This window comes from Cellulomonas algicola (assembly GCF_019024305.1).
In the GTDB taxonomy this organism is placed as follows: domain Bacteria; phylum Actinomycetota; class Actinomycetes; order Actinomycetales; family Cellulomonadaceae; genus Cellulomonas; species Cellulomonas algicola.
In genome coordinates this window covers 62,266-79,768 of record NZ_JAHKSJ010000008.1, presented here as the reverse complement: position 1 = coordinate 79,768, position 17,503 = coordinate 62,266, and the positions used below count along the sequence as shown (strand labels likewise).

Here is a 17,503-nt window from a genome sequence, read left to right as displayed (position 1 = left end):
CTCACCGACGCTGCGACAGGCGACACCGCCCACCGACGCTGAATGGGCGACGGCCACCGCTGTCGCCGCCCCAGACGAGCGCACCGGCGCGGGCCGCGTCCCCACCCGTCAGACGGCGGCGTGGTTCACCGGCGGCACCGACGAGCGCGGGTCGCGCGCGGCGTGCTCGCGCGCGTCACCAGTGCGGCGGGCGGTCGCGGAGCAGACGGTCGTCGTTCGAGTCGACGTCGTGGCCCCAGCCGACGTCGGTGTCGTCGAGGGCACGCAGCGGGACGGCCGGGTCGTGGGACGCGTCAGCGGGCTGCGCCGGTGTCGCGGGAGACGCGGCGTGGTCCTGGCCGTCGGACGGCGCCGCCGGGAGCGTCGAACGCAGCACCGACTCGTCGGTGCCCACGGTCCCCGCCCGTCGGACGGCGCGTCGCGGGGCACGCGGCGACCGCCCGGACGCCGCTCCGGCGACCGCACGCACGGCCGGGGTCGGCGTCCGACCTGGACCGTCGACGGCCTCCGTCCGGGCCAGGTCCTCGGGGCTGTCGCTCACCGCACGATGATCCCACCCGGCGCAGCTCTGCCCGGCAGACCCCGGTGCGTCAGCGCAGGGCGCGGCTCACGGCCGAGCGGACGGCGGTGTCGATCCGGTAGGAGCGGCGCGTGATCCCGAGCTCGTCGCGGAGCGCGGCGGCGAGCTGCTCACGGTTGCGGTCCTCCCCGTCCGACCGGAGCCACGCGACGAGCTCGTCGAGCTGGTCGTCGCTGTAGGCGCCGATCGGCAGACCCTTGCGCACGTCGGGCCGCGGTGCGCCGGGCACCCCGGCGAGCGTGAGCTGCACGTGGTGGGCACCGGTCGTGGGCTCTGACGCGGTCGACGACTCACCGTCGACCCGCGCGACACCCGCCTCGCCCGAGGCCGCGTGCGTCCCGGCCCCTGCCGGCGCAGCCTGGTCGACCGGGGCGCGTCCGGAGTCGGTCGTCGGGTCGTCCGAGTCGACCGCGTCGTGACCGGCGACCGCGACGTCCGCGTCACGACCGACGCCGCTGGTTCCCGGGTCGACCGTGTCGTGACCGGCGACGGCGCCCTCGGAGTCGCGCGTGTCGTCGCTCGCGTCGGGGTCGTCGCCCCAGGTCCTCGCGTCGCGGTCGCGGCCCTCGGTCCTCGCGTCGGGGTCCTCGTCGGCGGTCGCGGCGTCCACGTCGTCGGCGCCGGCCGCGCGGCGCGCGGCGAGGGTCGCGCGGACGGAGATGCGGATGGGCGCGGTGACGGGCGGTAGCTCCTCGACCTCGTCGGTCTCGTCGACGGACGACGGGATGCCGAGCACGAGCGGCGCCTTGCGCGGGATCGCGGGCGCGGGTACGCGACCGTGCACGGCGCGACGGATGCGGTCGACCTCGGCCTGGGGGTCGAGGAACGCCGCAGCGGACCACACGCGCACGACCGTCCAGCCGAGCCGCTCGAGCCGGTCGGCGAGGAGCCGGTCGCGGACGCGCACCGACGGCTCGCCGACGTAGGCCTCGTCGTCGGTGAGGACGGCGACGAGCAGCCGGTCCTGCGCGTCGGGGTGCCCGACGACCATGGGGATGCGGGTTCCGCCGGGGATGCCGTAGTCGACCTCGACAGTCAGGCCGTGCCGCCAGAGCCGCTCGGCGAGGTCGAGCAGCAGCCGGTCGGGCTCGCCGGCGTCGTGCGTCGCGCCACGTGCGACCCCGGCCGACGCCGAGGACGACGCCGACGCCGACCGGCCGGCGGTCCCGCCCGACGCCTCGGCCGCGTCGGCGGCGCGCAGGTCGATGTCGGCGTCAGGGCGCGGACCGGGCGCGACGAGCCGCACGTCGTCGCCGGTGGCACCGGCACCGCGGGACCCGGCGAACGCGAGCAGGTCGCGCAGCAGCCGCGGACCGGCGGCGCGGACGCGCTCGGGGTCGAGGTCGTCGGCGCCGAAGCAGGACACGACGGTGAGCCGGTGCCGCGTGGCGCCGAGGACGTCGAGGAGCAGGGCGTCGCCACCCGGCTCGCCGACGACGCCGAAGGAGTGCAGGACGCGGCGGTGCGGGGTGCGACCGAACCCGACGGACAGGATGACGGCCTCACGGCGCAGGCCCGCGACGTTGGCGAGGTCGGTGACGACGAACGGCTCGGCGCGCCCGCCGTCGAAGAACGCGGCGACGGCAGGGTTGCCGCGGACCTCGGTGAGGATCGCGTCGCGGAGCGCGTCGGCGTGCACGGCGGACGGCGTGACGACGGCGAGCGACTCGTCGGGCTGCATGAGCGCGTGGTGCAGCACGAGCTCGACGACGTGCTCGACCTCGGCCCGCGTCGACGCGACGGTGCCGGTGGCGGCGTCGGGCATGCCGGTGCCGTCGACGACGTCGAGCCGGACGAGCGGGCGGTGCTCGGGCAGCGGGGTCGGCGACAGCACGCCCTCGTACCCGTGCGCGGCGAGGAACGCGGTGAGGTACGGGTCGCGGCGCGACGTCTCGGCGTGCAGGGCGACGACGGGCAGGACGGCGGCGAGCTCGCGCACGGCGGTGCCGGAGGCGCACCGGGCGTCGCCGACGACGACGACCTGCCGGCCGCGGGCGATGGCGGCGACGGCCATGTCGACGGGCAGGTGCGCGGCGGCGTCGATGACGACGAGGTCGACGGTGCGCGACGGCGGCAGCACCTGCGGCACGAGCATCGGGCTCGCCGCGACGACGGGACGCAGGCGGCGCGCGATGTCGGGGTGGCGCGCGATGGTGTCGCGCAGCGACGTGAGCCGCTCCTCGACGAGCTCGACGAACAGCGACTCGGACTGCTCACGGTTCTGCCGCAGGACCTCCTGCGTCTGCGCGGCGACGGCCTGCCGGACGGGTCCGGCGAGGCTCGCGACGTGCGCGCGGTCGAGCGCGGCGTACTGCGCGGACAGGTCGCCGAGCGCGGTGCCGTCGTAGCCGGCGAGCGTGGGGTCCTGCGTGAGGATCTGCTCGATGACCGTGCTCCACCACGCGAGGTCGAGCTCGGCGGGGGCGAGCGTGGGGTCGACGCGGCGCGTGGCGAGGTCGTCGACGAGCTCCCCGAGCCCGGCGGCGCGCAGCCGGTGCAGCAGACCGGTGCGGTCGGGCAGCGTGTCGAGCGCGCTCGTGTCGGCGCGCAGCCGCGACAGCCGCTCGGTCAGCGCGGCGAAGGGCAGCTGCGCGAGCCCGGCGCCGCCGGGGGTCGACGCGAGCACCTCGTCGAGGGCCCGCAGGTCCTCGGCGACGGCCTGGTGCTCCTCCTCGATGTGCTCGAGCCCGTCGGGCAGCCGCGGCCAGCCGCCCGCGGGGCAGTGCGCCTGCCAGATCTCGCGCTGCGCCTGCACGTCGAGCAGCGCGGCGTGCAGGTCGGCGACGGGACGGCCCGGGCGGACCATGTCGCGGGCCTGCCGCCGCAGCCGCCGGCGCAGCCAGAAGCCCATGTCGACGCCGCGCTCGGTGCGCCACTGCGGTGTCGCGGTCGCGGCGACGAGGTCGGCGGCGGTCCGCTCGAAGACGATCGGCAGGAAGACGTCGAGCGCCCCACGGACGCCGTCGAGCATCCGGAGCTGCTCGGCCCACGACGCGACGGACGTCGCCTGCGTGAGCCCGGTGTCGGCCGCGACCTGCGCGGTGCGCTCGACGAGCGCGGGCAGGGCGCCGTCGAGCAGCCGCGAGATCCGTCGCACGACGACGTCGGCGTCGGCGCGTGTGCGCAGGTCGGCGCCGTACCAGGGCGTGTCCACGGGCCGGACGTCGAACGCGCCGAGCTCGCCGGCCCGGACCAGGTCCGCACCGAGGGCCGCGCGCCGCTCGGCGTCGAGCACGCGTGCGACGTCCGGGGTGAGGCGCACCGTGGTGCGCGGCGCCGGACGCGTCGAGGTCAGCCGGGCGAGCTGCTGCAGCGCGTCGTAGGCGGACGCGCCCCACGGCGTGCGGGTCGCGTGCAGGTCGTCGACGTACGCGCGCAGCCGCTCGCGGTGCTCGACGAGCCGCGTGCGCAGGACGTGCAGGCTCTGCCCGTCGACCGCGGGCGCGTCGAGGGTCATCGCGCCGAGCAGGCGGCGCGCGGCGGCGGTGCGCCAGCCGGCCTCGGGGGCGACGTCGAGCAGGAGGTCGCCGAGGCCGAGCTCGTCGAGCCGGGCGGCGAGCGCGGTGGCGCCGCGGCGGTGGCCGGGGACGTAGAGGACCGTGCGGCCGGACGCGGCGGCGTCGGCGACGACCGCGGCGAGCGTGCCGGTGACGTCGGCGCCGGTCGGGGCGTCGACGAACAGGTGCGCACCGGTGCTGAGCGCGTCGAGCAGGTGCTGCTGCGCGGGGTCGAGGTCGCCGACACCCCGCTCGACGCTCGGGTCGCGGTCGCCCGCGACGGGCTCGGGCAGGCGGACGACGAGCCGCTCGCGGTCGACGTCGACGCCCGCGAGCGCGCAGACGACCTCGTGCTGGTCGAGCGCCGCGGACAGCGCGTCGAGGTCGTCGACGAGGATCTGCCCGGGGTGCACGAACGTCCCGACGACGACCTTCTCGGTCAGCCGGAAGTCGTCGAGCACGGCCTCCCCGAGCGACGACAGCCGCGCGAGCGCGCCGCGCGGGTCGAAGCCGCCGCTCTCGAACGTGCCGCGCGCGACCGCGCCCGGGTCGAGCAGGGCGCCGCGGGTGCGCAGGGCACGAGCGAGGACGGGGTTGACGTCGAGCGTCGGCTCGAGCGCGATCTCGTAGTCGGCCTCGCCGGTGCCGCGGGCGCGCAGCGTGACGGGTCGCAGCAGCACGGGCGCGCGGACGGTGCGGGCCTGGGTGGCCGACCGGGGTGCGGGCTCGGCGGGCCGGGTCGCGACGGCGAGCGCGTCGACGTCGTCGTGGTCGTCGCGGGCGGCGGGCCGCTCGGTCCAGGTCGCGACGCCGATCGCGAGCGCGGTCGGGGCGATGCCGTAGCGCTGCTCGTAGACGGCGGCGCGCGACGCGACGGCCCGCGCACGACGGCGCGCGGTCGACAGCGCGGCGCCCTCGCGGACCAGGTTGGACAGGCGCGTGGGACGGCCGGCGAAGAGCTGGGCCATCCCCGAGGGGTGGGCGGCGGTGAGGTCGAGCGCGGCGTCGCCGAGCAGCTCCATGTCGGCGAGGGTCGACCCGCCGGCGGCCTCGACCAGGCCTTCGCGCCAGCGTTCCACCGCGCGGTCGACGAGGTCGGCCCGGGTCGGCGGGGCGACGAGGGCGACGGGGGCGTTCGGGGTCGCGTCGGTCGCGGGAGCCTGGTCGGGACCCGTGCCGGACGAGCGCGCGGGGACTGTCACCCCAGGAACGGTAACGGCAGGGTCTGCGGTCGGCGGCGTGGCGCGCCGAGGCTCCCCCGATGGTGTCGTCGTGCCCGCGCCCGGGGACGTCGTGCCGCGGCTCTCCCCCGTCGTCATGCGGTTCTCCCGTCGCGACGGCCCCGTCGGGGACGTGCCCGCAGACGACAGGAGCGGGACGGCTCCGAAGACCCGTCCCGCTCCTGGGAAGTCACAACGGTGCGCACCGCGCAGGGGGCAGGCGATGCGCACCGTCGAGTACGAGTGTGCGGCATGAGGGGGCTCTTGGTCAAACGTCCAGGCCAGGCTGTCGGGCGGTTTTCACACGATCGGGTCTGCCGGTGTGCGCGCTCCTCGACGCCTCCCGTCACGCTACCCGGTCCTCGCGCTTCAGGCGCAGCAGGACGAACAGGAACGAGACGACCGCGGTGGCCGAGAGCAGCAGCAGACCGACCGTGTAGGAATGCGTCGCCTCGTCGTAGGTCGCCCCCATGACGAGCGGCGGGAAGTACCCGCCGAGGCCACCCGCAGCACCCACGATGCCCGACACCGAGCCCACCCGGTCGGCGGGTGCACGACGGGCGACCCAGGCGAACACGCCGCCCGTCCCGATGCCGAGGAAGAAGGCCATGAGCACGAACTCGGTGCCTGCGGGGATCTCCGGGACGGGCTTGAACGAGAGCAGCACGGCCATGATCGCGGCGCCGGCGAGGGACACGAGGACGATGGGCTTGGGGTGCACGCGGTCGGACAGGATGCCGCCGAGCGGGCGCGCGACGACGGCCGCGATCGCGAACCCCGCGGTGCGTGCGCCGGCGTCGGCGAGGTCGTAGCCGTAGACGTCGGACAGGTACGTCGGCAGGTAGGTGGAGAACGCGACGAAGCCGCCGAACGTCACGGCGTAGAGGAACGACATCTGCCAGGTGACGGGCAGCTTGATCGCGGCGCGGAGCTTCGGGACGACGGGCTGCGTCGACGGCTTCCAGGCGGGCGCGTCGCGCGACACCGACAGCACGACGAAGCCCGTCACCGCGAGCGCGATGGCCACGAGCACGTGCGTCGTCACGTAGCCGAACGAGTTCACCATGCGCGGCGTGAAGAACGACGACAGCGCGGTGCCGCCCATGCCGATGCCGAAGACGCCGGTCGCGAAGCCGCGGCGAGCGGGCTCGTACCAGGCGTTGACGAACGGGATGCCGGCCGCGAACGTCGTGCCGGCGATGCCGAGCAGGAAGCCGAACAGCAGCAGCAGCGCGTACGACTCCTGCTCCCCCGCGAACGCGACGAGCAGCACGGGGACGATCGAGATCAGCGACAGGATGCCGAGCATCCGACGACCGCCGACGCGGTCGGTGAGCGCGCCGACCGGGATGCGCCCGATCGCGCCGACGAGCACGGGGGTCGCGACGAGCAGCGACTTCTCGGTCGCCGACAGCCCGAGCTCCTCGGTGTAGCGCGCGGCGAGCGGGCCGACGAGGTTCCACGCCCAGAACGTGATGGCGAACGTCCACGTCGCGAGGACGAGGTTGAGCGTGCGGCCCGACACGCGGGTCGTCGTCGCGGCGGTCGTCGTCATCGGCGTCTCCCCGATCCTTCGCGGTCACGTGTGCCGACGGGGTCCCACCCGCGTCGGGGTGCGCTCGCGCCGGGGGTCGGCCGGGCGTCGCGGCTGCGGTAGACGATGTACGGGCGGAACAGGTAGTGGAACGGCGCGGTGAACGCGTGCACGAGGCGCGTGAACGGGAAGATCGCGATCAGGGCGAGGCCGACGAGGGTGTGCCACTGGAACGACGCGGGCGCCGCGGCCATCGACGCGACGTCGGGCTGCAGCACGAACAACGACCGGAACCAGGGGGCGACGGTCTCGCGGTAGTTGTGCGCCTCGTGGCCGGCGCCGACGGAGTTCAGGGTGGTCCACAGTCCCAGCACGATCGCGGCGACGAGCGCGACGTACATCGTCTTGTCGTTCTTCGTCGTCGCCATGAAGACGGGTCCGGTGCGGCGCCGCCGGTAGACGAGGATCGCGACGCCGACGAGCGTGCAGAAGCCGGCGATCCCCCCGATGACCAGCGCCATCGCGTGGTACGCCTCCTGCGACAGCCCGGCGGCGTCGGTCCAGGACTGCGGGATCACGAGGCCGCCGACGTGCCCGACGATGACGAACACGAGCCCGAAGTGGAACAGCGGGCTGCCGATGCGCAGCAGCCGGGACTCGTAGAGCTGCGACGAGCGGGTCGTCCAGCCGAACTGGTCGTAGCGGTACCGCCAGATCGTCCCGCCGACGAGCGTGACGATCGCGAGGTACGGCACGACGCCCCACAGCAGCACGTCCATCAGCGCCCTCCTCCGGTCGGCCCGTCAGCACCCGCCGGGACAGACCCCGCGAGCGGCAGCAGCCGAGGGTCGGCGGCGTCGAGCCCGACGGACTCGCGCGGCGGCCCGGCCGCCGCCATCGCGTGCACCGCGGCGCGGTCGCGCGGCGACTCGCCGGGCAGCGTCGCGCACACCGCGGTGAGGACGCCGGCCCACGGGCTGCCGGCCTCGACGAGCGCGAGCCGGACGAGCTCGAGGCTCGGCCGGTACTCCTGGAGCAGCGAAGGCCCGTCGACGGGGTCGGCGACGGCGGCGTACTCGAGCACGAGCGGCAGGTGGTCGGGCAGCTCGCCCCGGGTGTCGACGAGCATCCCCGACGCGCGGTACCGGGCCTTGAAGGCGGCGAGCACCTCGCCGCGGCGGCGGGTGTCGCCGTCGGTCCAGTACGACAGGTAGAGCGTCTGGCGGCCCGACAGGTCGAACGCGTCGACGTAGGCGCGCTGGAGGTCGGCGAGCGGCGTGGTCGCGGCGTGGTCGAGGAAGCCGCGGAGCCCGTCGCGCGCGGCTCCGGCGGGCAGCTCGTCGACGGCGGCCACGAGCAGCGGCAGCCGGTCGACGAGGTCGTCGTCGGGGTACGCGAGGCACCACGACGCCGCCTGGTGCACGACGCGCGCGGACGTCCGGCGTGCCGTCGACGCGCGCCGCCCCCGGACCACCGGCCCCCTCACGACCGCGTCCCCGTGACGCCCGGGTCGACGCCCGGCCCGTCGTCGGCCCCGCCGGTCGCGCCCGGTCCGGGTGGTGTGGCCCGTCCGCCGGACGACGGGAACAGCCCGGGCGGTGTCCCCTTGCCGTCCCAGTTGAGCAGGTTGACCCTCCCGTGCATCTCGGACGGTGTCGCGAGCCGGTCGGACGTCTGCCGCTGCTTGAGCGCGTGGAACGTCTCGACCGCGACGGGCACGGGCCGGCCGGACGCCTCGCCGAACGGCGCCTGCTCGTACATGCCCGGGCCCTCGTCGTAGTCGAGCGAGCAGCCGAGCTCCTCGAGCTCGTGCCCGCGTTCCTCGTGGGCCTTCGGGATGACGTAGCGGTCCTCGTACTTGGCGATCGCGAGCAGCCGGTACATCGCGTACATGAGCTGCCCGGTCATGCCGACCGACGCGGGGATGCGCTCGTCGGCGTCCTCGTCGAGCGTGATGCCGCGCAGGTAGCCGCGCATGGCCGCGAGCCGCCGCAGGACGCCGGTGACGACGTCGGTGTCGCCCGCGGTGAACAGCGAGGCGAGGTACTCGACGGGGATGCGCAGGGCGTCGATCGCGCCGAACAGGTTGCCGTGGTCCTCGGCGTCGTGTCCCTGCTCGCGCAGCAGGTCGACGACGGGCGAGAGCGGCGGGACGTACCAGACCATCGGCATGGTCCGGTACTCGGGGTGCAGGGGCAGGGCGACGCGGTACGTCTTGGCGAGGGCGTAGACGGGCGAGCGGCGGGCGGCGTCGAGCCAGTCGGCGGGGATGCCCTGCTCGCGGGCGGCGGCGATCACCGCGGGGTCGGTCGGGTCGAGCATGAGGTCGAGCTGGGACTCGTAGAGGTCCTGGTCGTCGGGGACCGACGCAGCCTCCGTGACGCGGTCCGCGTCGTAGAGGACGAGGCCGATGTAGCGCAGCCGCCCGACGCACGTCTCCGAGCAGACCGTCGGCAGGCCCACCTCGACGCGGGGGTAGCAGAACGTGCACTTCTCGGCCTTGCCGGTCTTGTGGTTGAAGTAGATCTTCTTGTACGGGCAGCCGGTGACGCACTGACGCCAGCCGCGGCAGCGGTCCTGGTCGACGAGGACGATGCCGTCCTCGGCCCGCTTGTAGATCGCGCCCGACGGGCACGACGCCATGCACGACGGGTTGAGGCAGTGCTCGCAGATCCGCGGCAGGTACATCATGAACGTGCGCTCGAGCTCGAACCGGATCCTGTCCTCGGACTCGGCCCGCACCTTGGCCACCATCGGGTCGAGGTGCCCCATCTCGGCGGTGCCGCCGAGGTTGTCGTCCCAGTTGGCCGACCACCGGATCTTGGTGTCCTCGCCGGTGATGAGGGACTTCGGGCGCGCGACGGGGAAGTCGTCGCCGAGCGGCGCGTCGATGAGCTTCTCGTAGTCGTACGTCCACGGCTCGTAGTAGTCCTCGAGCTTCGGCTGGACCGGGCTCGCGAAGATCGTCAGGAGCTTCTTGACGCGGCCGCCGGCCTTGAGCGTGAGCCGGCCGCGCTTGTTGAGCGTCCAGCCGCCGCGCCACTGCTCCTGGTCCTCGTAGCGCCGCGGGTAGCCCTGCCCGGGCCGCGTCTCGACGTTGTTGAACCACACGTACTCGACGCCCGCGCGGTTCGTCCACGCCTGCTTGCAGGTGACCGAGCACGTGTGGCACCCGAGGCACTTGTCGAGGTTCATGACCATCGCCATCTGCGCCATGACCCTCATGAGCCGGGTCCTCCCTGGACCTCCGGTGCGGCGAGCATCAGTACTCCACCTCCTGCGAGCGGCGGCGGATCGTCGCCACGATGTCCCGTTGGTTGCCGGTCGGGCCGAGGTAGTTGAACGTGTAGGACAGCTGCGCGTAGCCGCCGACGAGGTGCGTCGGCTTGACCAGCAGGCGCGTCACGGAGTTGTGGATGCCGCCGCGTCGCCCGGTCTTCTCCGACTTGGGGACGTCGATGGTCCGTTCCTGCGCGTGGTGCACGAACACGACGCCCTGCGGCAGGCGGTGGCTCACGATGGCCCGCGCGACGAACACGCCGTTCGCGTTGACGCACTCGATCCAGTCGTTGTCGGCGGCCCCGATGATCGCCGCGTCCTGCACCGACACCCAGCAGACGGGCCCGCCGCGCGACAGCGACAGCATCAGCAGGTTGTCCTGGTACTCGGAGTGGATCGACCACTTGTTGTGCGGGGTCAGGTACCGCACGGTGACCTGCGCGTCGCCGTCGGGGCCGAGCCGTGGCTCGCCGAGCAGCCGGTGCAGGTCGAGCGGCGGGCGGTAGATCGGCAGCGCCTCGCCGAGGTCCGTCATCCAGTCGTGGTCGAGGAAGAAGTGCATGCGGCCGGTGAGCGTGTGCCACGGCTTGAGCCGCTCGACGTTGACGGTGAACGGCGCGTACCGGCGGCCGCCCGTCTCCGACCCCGACCACTCGGGCGACGTGATGACGGGCACGGGGCGGGCCTGGGTGTCGGCGAACGTGATCCGCTTCTCCTCCGACCCCTCCGCGAGGTCCGCGAGCGGCTTGCCCACCCGACGTTCGAGCGACCGGAAGCCCTGCGTCGCGAGCTCGCCGTTCGTGGTGCCGGACAGCGACAGGATGGCCTCGGCGAGCTTGACGTCGGTGTCGAGCGCCGGCCGCCCGTCGCCCGCGCCGCCGAGCATGACGCCGTTGAGCCGACCGAGCCGCTCGACCTCGTGCTCGAGCCGGTAGGTGACGTTCTTGATCGTGAACCCCAGCGTGTCGGCGAGCGGCCCGAGCGAGCCGAGCTTGTCCGCGACCGCCGTGTAGTCCCGCTCGACGACCTGCAGCAGCGGCAGGTTCACGCCGGGCTGCGGCGCGATGTCACCGCCCGCCCAGTCCCGCGCCCGGCCCCCGACGTGCCCCGCCGCCTCACCGGGGGTGTCGTGCTGGACCGGGACGCTCACGACGTCGTACCGCGTGCCGAGGTGCGTGCGCGCGAGCTCGGAGAACCGGCGTGCGACCAGGTGGAACGCGTCGAAGTCGGAGCGCGCCTCCCACGGCGGGTCGATGGCCGGGGTGAACGCGTGGACGAAGGGGTGCATGTCCGTCGACGACAGGTCGTACTTCTCGTACCAGGTCGCCGCGGGCAGGACGACGTCCGACAGCAGCGTCGTCGACGTCATGCGGAAGTCCGCGCTCACCAGCAGGTCGAGCTTCCCCTCGGGCACGCCGTCGCGCCACGTGACGTCGCGCGGCCGGACGTCGGCAGGCTCGGCCGTGACGTTCGAGTGCGTGCCGAGCAGGTAGCGCAGGAAGTACTCGTTGCCCTTGGCCGACGACCCCAGCAGGTTCGCGCGCCAGAGGATCAGCGTGCGCGGCCAGTTCTCGGGGGCGTCGACGTCCTCGATTGCGAAGCGCACGCGGCGGTCCGCGATGCGCTCGACCAGCGCGGCCGTGGCGTCGGGCGCCTCCCCGGCGTCGGCGGCGGCCCGCACCTCGTCGGCCAGGTCCAGCGGGTTGCGGTCGAACTGCGGGTAGAACGGCATCCACCCGAGCCGCGCCGACTGCGCGATCGTGTCCGCCGTGTGCATCCCCGCCAGGTGCCCCTCGGCCAGCGGCGACGCGAGCGCGTCCGCGCGGTACCCGTCGAACCGCCACTGGTCCGTGTGCATGTACCAGTACGACGTGCCGGTCATCGTGCGCGGCGGGCGCGACCAGTCGAGCGCGTTCGCGAGCGACAGCCACCCCGTCAGCGGGCGGCACTTCTCCTGGCCGACGTAGTGCGCCCAGCCGCCGCCGTTGCGCCCGAAGCACCCCGTGAGCGCGAGCAGCGCGAGCACCGCGCGGTACGTCGCGTCGCCGTGGAACCACTGGCAGATGCCCGCGCCCATGATGATCATCGACCGGCCGCGCGACTTCTCCGCGTTCGCCGCGAACTCGCGCGCGATCCGCGCGCACGCCGCCGCGGGGACCGACGTGATCGCCTCCTGCCACGCGGGCGTGTACGGGGTGTCGGCGTCGTCGTAGCCCGCCGCCCACTGCCCCGGGAGCCCGTCCCGCCCGACGCCGTACTGCGCGAGCATGAGGTCGTAGACGGTCGTGACGAGGTGGTCGCCGACGCGTCGTGCGGGCACGCCGCGGTGCAGCACCGAGCCCGAGCCGTCGGGCTGGTCGAACACGGGCAGCAGCACCGGCACGGGCTCAGCCGCGGTCGCGCCCGCGTCGGCCGCGCTGAGCGCCGGGTCGACGCCCTCGAGGTCGAGGTTCCACCGCCCCTCGCCCGACTCCGTGTAGCGGAAGCCCATCGACCCGTTCGGCACGACGGGCCGCCCGGTCGCCGCGTCGAGCAGGACCGTCTTCCAGTCGTCGCCCTCGGCCCCGGGGACCGCGTCCGGGAGGTCGGCCGCGCGCAGGAACTTCGACGGGACGTAGCCCCCTTCGGCGTGCGGCGTGAGCGTCACCAGGAACGGCAGGTCGGTGTACTGCTTCACGTAGTCCCGGAAGAACGGCACCTCGCGGTCGACGAGGAACTCCCGCAGCACGACGTGTCCCATCGCCATCGCGAGCGCCGCGTCCGTCCCCGCCTGCGCGGGCAGCCACTCGTCGGCGAACTTCGTGTTGTCCGCGTAGTCCGGCGACACCGTGACGACCTTCGTGCCGCGGTAGCGGACCTCCGCCATCCAGTGCGCGTCCGGGGTGCGCGTCACCGGGACGTTCGAGCCCCACATCATCAGGTAGGTCGCGTCCCACCAGTCGCCCGACTCCGGGACGTCGGTCTGGTCGCCGAACATCTGCGGGCTCGCGACGGGCAGGTCCGCGTACCAGTCGTAGAACGACGTCATGACGCCGCCGATGAGCTGCACGAACCGCGTCCCGACGCAGTGCGACACGATCGACATCGCCGGGATCGGCGAGAAGCCCGCGCACCGGTCCGGGCCGTACGTCTTGATGGTGTGCACGTGGCCCGCGGCGACCATCTCGACGGCCTCGTCCCACCCGACGCGCACGAGCCCGCCCTTGCCGCGCGCCTGCTGGTACCGCCGCCGGCGCTCGGGATCCCCGACGACGTCCGCCCACGCGAGCACCGGGTCCTTGAGCCGCGCCTTCGCCTCGCGGTACATCTCGACGAGCACGCCGCGCGCGTACGGGTACCGGACCCGCGTCGGCGAGTACGTGTACCAGGAGAACGCCGCCCCACGCGGGCAACCCCGCGGCTCGTAGTCGGGGCGGTCGGGGCCGGGCGACGGGTAGTCCGTCTGCTGGGCCTCCCACGTGATGATCCCGTCCTTGACGTAGACCTTCCACGAGCACGAGCCCGTGCAGTTCACGCCGTGCGTCGAGCGGACCACCTTGTCGTGGCGCCAGCGGTCCCGGTAGAACGCGTCGCCGCGCCGGCCGCCCTCCCGGAACACCGCCCGGTTGTCGGCGGTCTCGTCCCACCGCGTGAAGAAGCGCCCTGCCTGCAGGAGCGCATCCGTCGCGGGTCCGTCGAGTCGAGCCCCCTCGCCCATGGCCCGACCATGCCGGAGCCCGCAGGTTGCCGCCACCGGAAGTCGCCCCCGGGCACGTCGTCCGGCCTCCGTCGCCGCGTGTCGGGCGTCCGGGCTGCGACCTCGACGGGCCCGTGCGAGCCTGTCGGGAGCGTCGAGCCGCGGGCGCGCCCCCGCCGGCCCCCGAGGACGCCCCCATGCGCGCGATGGTCTACCGAGGTCCGTACAAGGTCCGTGTCGAGGAGAAGCCCGACCCGCGGATCGAGCACCCGAACGACGCGGTCGTACGGGTCACGTGCGCCGCGATCTGCGGCTCCGACCTGCACCTCTACCACGGGATGATGCCCGACACCCGCGTCGGGCACACGTTCGGCCACGAGTTCGTGGGCGTCGTCGAGCAGGTCGGCTCGTCGGTCCGGAACCTGACCGTCGGCGACCGCGTCATGGTGCCGTTCAACATCTTCTGCGGCACGTGCTTCTTCTGCGCACGAGGCCTGTGGTCGAACTGCCACAACGTCAACCCGAACGCGACGGCCGTCGGCGGGATCTACGGCTACTCGCACACCGCGGGCGGGTACGACGGCGGCCAGGCGGAGCTCGTGCGCGTCCCGTTCGCGGACGTCGGGCCGTCGAAGATCCCCGACTGGCTGCCCGACGAGGACGCGGTCCTGCTGACGGACGCCTGCTCCACGGGCTACTTCGGCGCGCAGCTCGGCGACATCGCCGAAGGCGACGTGGTCGTGGTCCTCGGGGCCGGACCCGTCGGCCTGTTCGCGGCCCGGTCCGCGTGGCTCATGGGCGCGGGCCGCGTGATCGTCGTCGACCACGTCGACTACCGGCTCGAGAAGGCGCGGACCTTCGCGTTCGCGGAGACCGTGAACTTCGCGGAGGTCGACGACCTCGTCGTACACCTCAAGAAGGCGACCGGGTACCTCGGTGCGGACGTCGTCATCGACGCCGTCGGGGCCGAGGCCGACGGCAACCTCACGCAGCACGTCACCGGCGCCAAGCTCAAGCTCCAGGGCGGCTCGCCCGTCGCGCTCAACTGGGCCGTCGACTCGGTCCGCAAGGGCGGCACGGTCTCCGTCATGGGGGCCTACGGCCCGATCTTCTCGGCCGTGAAGTTCGGCGACGCCGTCAACAAGGGCCTCACCATCCGCACCAACCAGGCGCCCGTGAAGCGGCAGTGGCCGCGGCTGCTCGAGCACATCCGCAACGGCTACCTGAAGCCGAGCGACATCGTCACGCACCGCATCCCGCTCGACGACATCGCGGAGGGGTACCACATGTTCTCCGCGAAGCTCGACGGCTGCGTCAAGACGCTCGTCCTGCCGGGCCAGGACTGACAACCAGGAGGTCGACGTGCCGTACACCCCGGACAAGCCCCCGCTGCCCGAGACCCCCGAGCAGCTCGCCGCCCGCATCCCCGGCTGGGGGGCGGACAAGAACCCCGCCGACCGCCCGTCGTACCCCCGCGAGCGCACCGACCTCGAGACCGGTGCGCACTGGACCGAGCCCGAGCAGCAGGCCGAGCTCGCGCCGCGCGAGCGGTCGATCGAGCACGCGCGTCTCACACCCGTCTTCGGCACCGCCCAACCGCTGCACGGCCTCTCGGGGGCGATCCGCCGGCACGCGTACGCCGCCTACAGCGAGGGCCGCGCCGCGCACTGGCTGCTGCTCATCGCGGCCGACCGCGTGGACGCCGTCGAGCAGCACCTCGCGTCCTTCGCGACGCCGCACCCCGACAACCCCGTGACGGAGACGGGCGTGCTCGCGGAGGGCGAGCGGCGCGGCCTGCGGTCGCGCGCCGAGGGGCACCGCGTCGACCGGGGCCACCAGGCGATGGACCCCGTCCTGGTCGCCGGGCCGTGGGTGCTCGCCGCCGCGGGCGTCGCCCTCATGGTCCACGCGCTGCGCCGTCGCCTGCGCTGACCCCGGACCGCGAACCTCGCGACCGGCGCGCCGACCCTCCGCCGCGCGCGTCAGCAGACGCGTGGCGGGCGCCTGCTCGCCCGCCGGTCGCGGGAAGCAGCGGGGTGGCCGATGAGTTGTGGCGTGGTGGGCGGTCGGTCAGGAAGAGGCCCGTCTGCCGGTGGCGTATTTGCGTCGACCGTGTCAGACCCCTCGACAAGACTGGACGCTCCGCCGTCGACGCCGCTCGCGTCGACGCGTGCGACACCACTCCCGACCGTCCCCCGGAAGCCAGGTGCCCCTGTGACCGAGACCTCCACCGCCAAGCTCCGCGACGAACCCGCCTCGGGCGGGTCGTCCGCCGCGCCGGCCGTCCCCACCGCCGGGATGAGCCCGCGCGACCGCCTCGCGGTCACGGTCCTGCTCGTCTCGACGTTCGTCGTCATCCTCAACGAGACCATCATGGGCGTCGCGCTGCCGCGGCTCATGACGGACCTGTCGATCACCGCGTCGACCGCCCAGTGGCTGACCACCGCCTTCATGCTGACGATGGCCGTCGTCATCCCCGTCACCGGGTTCGTGCTGCAGCGCATCACCACGCGCCCCGCGTTCCTGCTGGCCATGACGCTGTTCGCGACGGGCACGCTGATCTGCGCGCTCGCCCCCGGGTTCGTCGTGCTGCTCGCCGGGCGCATCGTGCAGGCGTCGGGGACCGCGATCATGCTCCCGCTGCTCATGACGACCGTCATGACGGTCACGCCGCCCGCCGCGCGCGGCCGCACCATGGGCAACATCTCCGTCGTCATCTCCGTCGCCCCCGCGATCGGCCCGACGATCTCCGGCCTCATCCTGTCGGTCCTCAGCTGGCGCTGGATGTTCGGGCTGGTCCTGCCCATCGCGGTCGTCGCGATCGTGCTCGGCGCGATGCGTCTGCCGAACGTGACCGAGCCCCGGTACGCCAAGGTCGACGTGACGTCCGTGATCCTGTCGGCGCTCGGGTTCGGCGGGATCGTCTACGGCCTGTCGGGCCTCGGCGAGATCACCGACGGCGGCGTCGCGACGACCACGTGGATCTCGCTCGGCGTCGGCGCGGTCGCGCTCGTCCTGTTCGTCCTGCGGCAGCGGTCGCTCGCCCGCGTCGACGACGCGCTGCTCGACCTGCGCGTCTTCTCGTCGCGCACCTTCGCGGTGTCCGTCGCGCTGCTCGCGGGCCTCATGGTGTCGCTGTTCGGCGTCATCATCCTGCTGCCGATCTACGCGCAGTCCGTCCTGGGCCTCACGACCCTCCAGACCGGCCTGCTGCTGCTGCCTGGTGGGCTGCTCATGGGCCTGCTCGCACCCGCGGTCGGGCGCGCGTACGACAAGGTCGGGCCGCGTCCGCTGCTCGTCCCCGGCGCGATCGCGCTGAGCCTCGCGCTGTGGGGCTTCGTCCTGCTGCAGCCGGAGTCCTCGCCGTGGATGCTGCTCGCCGCGCACCTCACGATGTCCGCCGGGCTCGCGCTCATGTTCACGCCGCTGTTCACCTCGGCCCTCGGGTCGCTGCCCGCCGAGCGGTACTCGCACGGGTCCGCGGTCGTCGGGACGCTCCAGCAGGTCGCCGGTGCGGCCGGCACGGCGCTGTTCGTCACGGTCCTCACCGCGCAGTCGATCGCGCTCGCCGACGGCGGTGCGAGCGAGGTCGCGGCCACCGCGGGCGGCATCCACTCGGCGTTCCTCGTCGGCGCGATCCTGTCGCTCGTCGCGCTCCCGCTCGCCTTCGCGGTGCCGCGCGAGCGGGTCGAGGGCCCGCACGGCGGCGGGCACTGA

General features: G+C 73.9%; 10 protein-coding genes. 3 read left to right on the top strand and 7 right to left on the bottom strand.

The features are described from left to right. Positions 1–175 precede the first annotated feature (175 nt). From KOV94_RS07630 to KOV94_RS07600, 7 genes are all read right to left on the bottom strand, one after another. Entirely contained in the window at positions 176–541 is a 366-nt protein-coding gene (locus KOV94_RS07630; protein WP_218051715.1) for a hypothetical protein, read from the bottom strand. A gap of 49 nt (positions 542–590) precedes the next feature. Next, the gene (locus KOV94_RS07625; RefSeq protein ID WP_308160427.1) at positions 591–5,279 is read right to left on the bottom strand and encodes a PDDEXK-like endonuclease domain-containing protein; all 4,689 of its coding nucleotides are present in this window, start codon (positions 5,277–5,279) and stop codon (positions 591–593) included. Between the two features lie 364 nt (positions 5,280–5,643). Continuing rightward, positions 5,644–6,852, bottom strand: a complete 1,209-nt coding sequence (locus KOV94_RS07620; RefSeq protein ID WP_225916285.1) for an MFS transporter — start codon at positions 6,850–6,852, stop codon at positions 5,644–5,646. Continuing rightward, the gene (narI, locus tag KOV94_RS07615) at positions 6,849–7,610 is read right to left on the bottom strand and encodes a respiratory nitrate reductase subunit gamma (protein WP_124342178.1); all 762 of its coding nucleotides are present in this window, start codon (positions 7,608–7,610) and stop codon (positions 6,849–6,851) included. Before narI ends, KOV94_RS07620 begins: the two co-directional genes overlap by 4 nt. Beyond that, positions 7,610–8,317: a nitrate reductase molybdenum cofactor assembly chaperone gene (gene narJ / locus KOV94_RS07610; RefSeq protein ID WP_308160425.1), complete on the bottom strand. Its 708-nt coding sequence runs from the start codon at positions 8,315–8,317 to the stop codon at positions 7,610–7,612. The genes narI and narJ overlap by 1 nt, the downstream gene beginning before the upstream one ends. Then, positions 8,314–10,056, bottom strand: coding sequence for a nitrate reductase subunit beta (gene narH / locus KOV94_RS07605; RefSeq protein WP_218051713.1), 1,743 nt, complete (start codon positions 10,054–10,056; stop codon positions 8,314–8,316). The genes narJ and narH overlap by 4 nt, the downstream gene beginning before the upstream one ends. Before the next feature lie 37 nt (positions 10,057–10,093). Then, a complete protein-coding gene (locus KOV94_RS07600; RefSeq protein ID WP_124342180.1) occupies positions 10,094–13,807 on the bottom strand; it encodes a nitrate reductase subunit alpha in 3,714 nt (1,237 codons plus the stop codon). A gap of 176 nt (positions 13,808–13,983) precedes the next feature. On the opposite strand from KOV94_RS07600, the gene KOV94_RS07595 reads away from it, so the two are divergent. The 3 genes from KOV94_RS07595 to KOV94_RS07585 all read left to right on the top strand — a co-directional run bounded on the left by KOV94_RS07595 (position 13,984) and on the right by KOV94_RS07585 (position 17,503). Further along, positions 13,984–15,132 carry a zinc-dependent alcohol dehydrogenase gene (locus KOV94_RS07595; protein WP_218051712.1) on the top strand — a complete coding sequence of 383 codons (1,149 nt, stop codon included), beginning with the start codon at positions 13,984–13,986 and terminating at the stop codon, positions 15,130–15,132. Between the two features lie 16 nt (positions 15,133–15,148). Then, on the top strand, positions 15,149–15,718 hold the full coding sequence (locus KOV94_RS07590; RefSeq protein ID WP_218051711.1) for a hypothetical protein: 570 nt from the start codon (positions 15,149–15,151) through the stop codon (positions 15,716–15,718). Between the two features lie 282 nt (positions 15,719–16,000). After that, entirely contained in the window at positions 16,001–17,503 is a 1,503-nt protein-coding gene (locus KOV94_RS07585) for an MDR family MFS transporter (protein ID WP_124342183.1), read from the top strand.

What these genes read in the sequence shown, in the direction of transcription:
- KOV94_RS07620 (WP_225916285.1), bottom strand. Translation starts at nt 6,852, where the DNA reads ATGACGACGACCGCCGCGACGACGACCCGCGTGTCGGGCCGCACGCTC.
- narI (WP_124342178.1), bottom strand. Translation starts at nt 7,610, where the DNA reads ATGGACGTGCTGCTGTGGGGCGTCGTGCCGTACCTCGCGATCGTCACG.
- narH (WP_218051713.1), bottom strand. Translation starts at nt 10,056, where the DNA reads ATGAGGGTCATGGCGCAGATGGCGATGGTCATGAACCTCGACAAGTGC.
- KOV94_RS07600 (WP_124342180.1), bottom strand. Translation starts at nt 13,807, where the DNA reads ATGGGCGAGGGGGCTCGACTCGACGGACCCGCGACGGATGCGCTCCTG.
- KOV94_RS07595 (WP_218051712.1), top strand. Translation starts at nt 13,984, where the DNA reads ATGCGCGCGATGGTCTACCGAGGTCCGTACAAGGTCCGTGTCGAGGAG.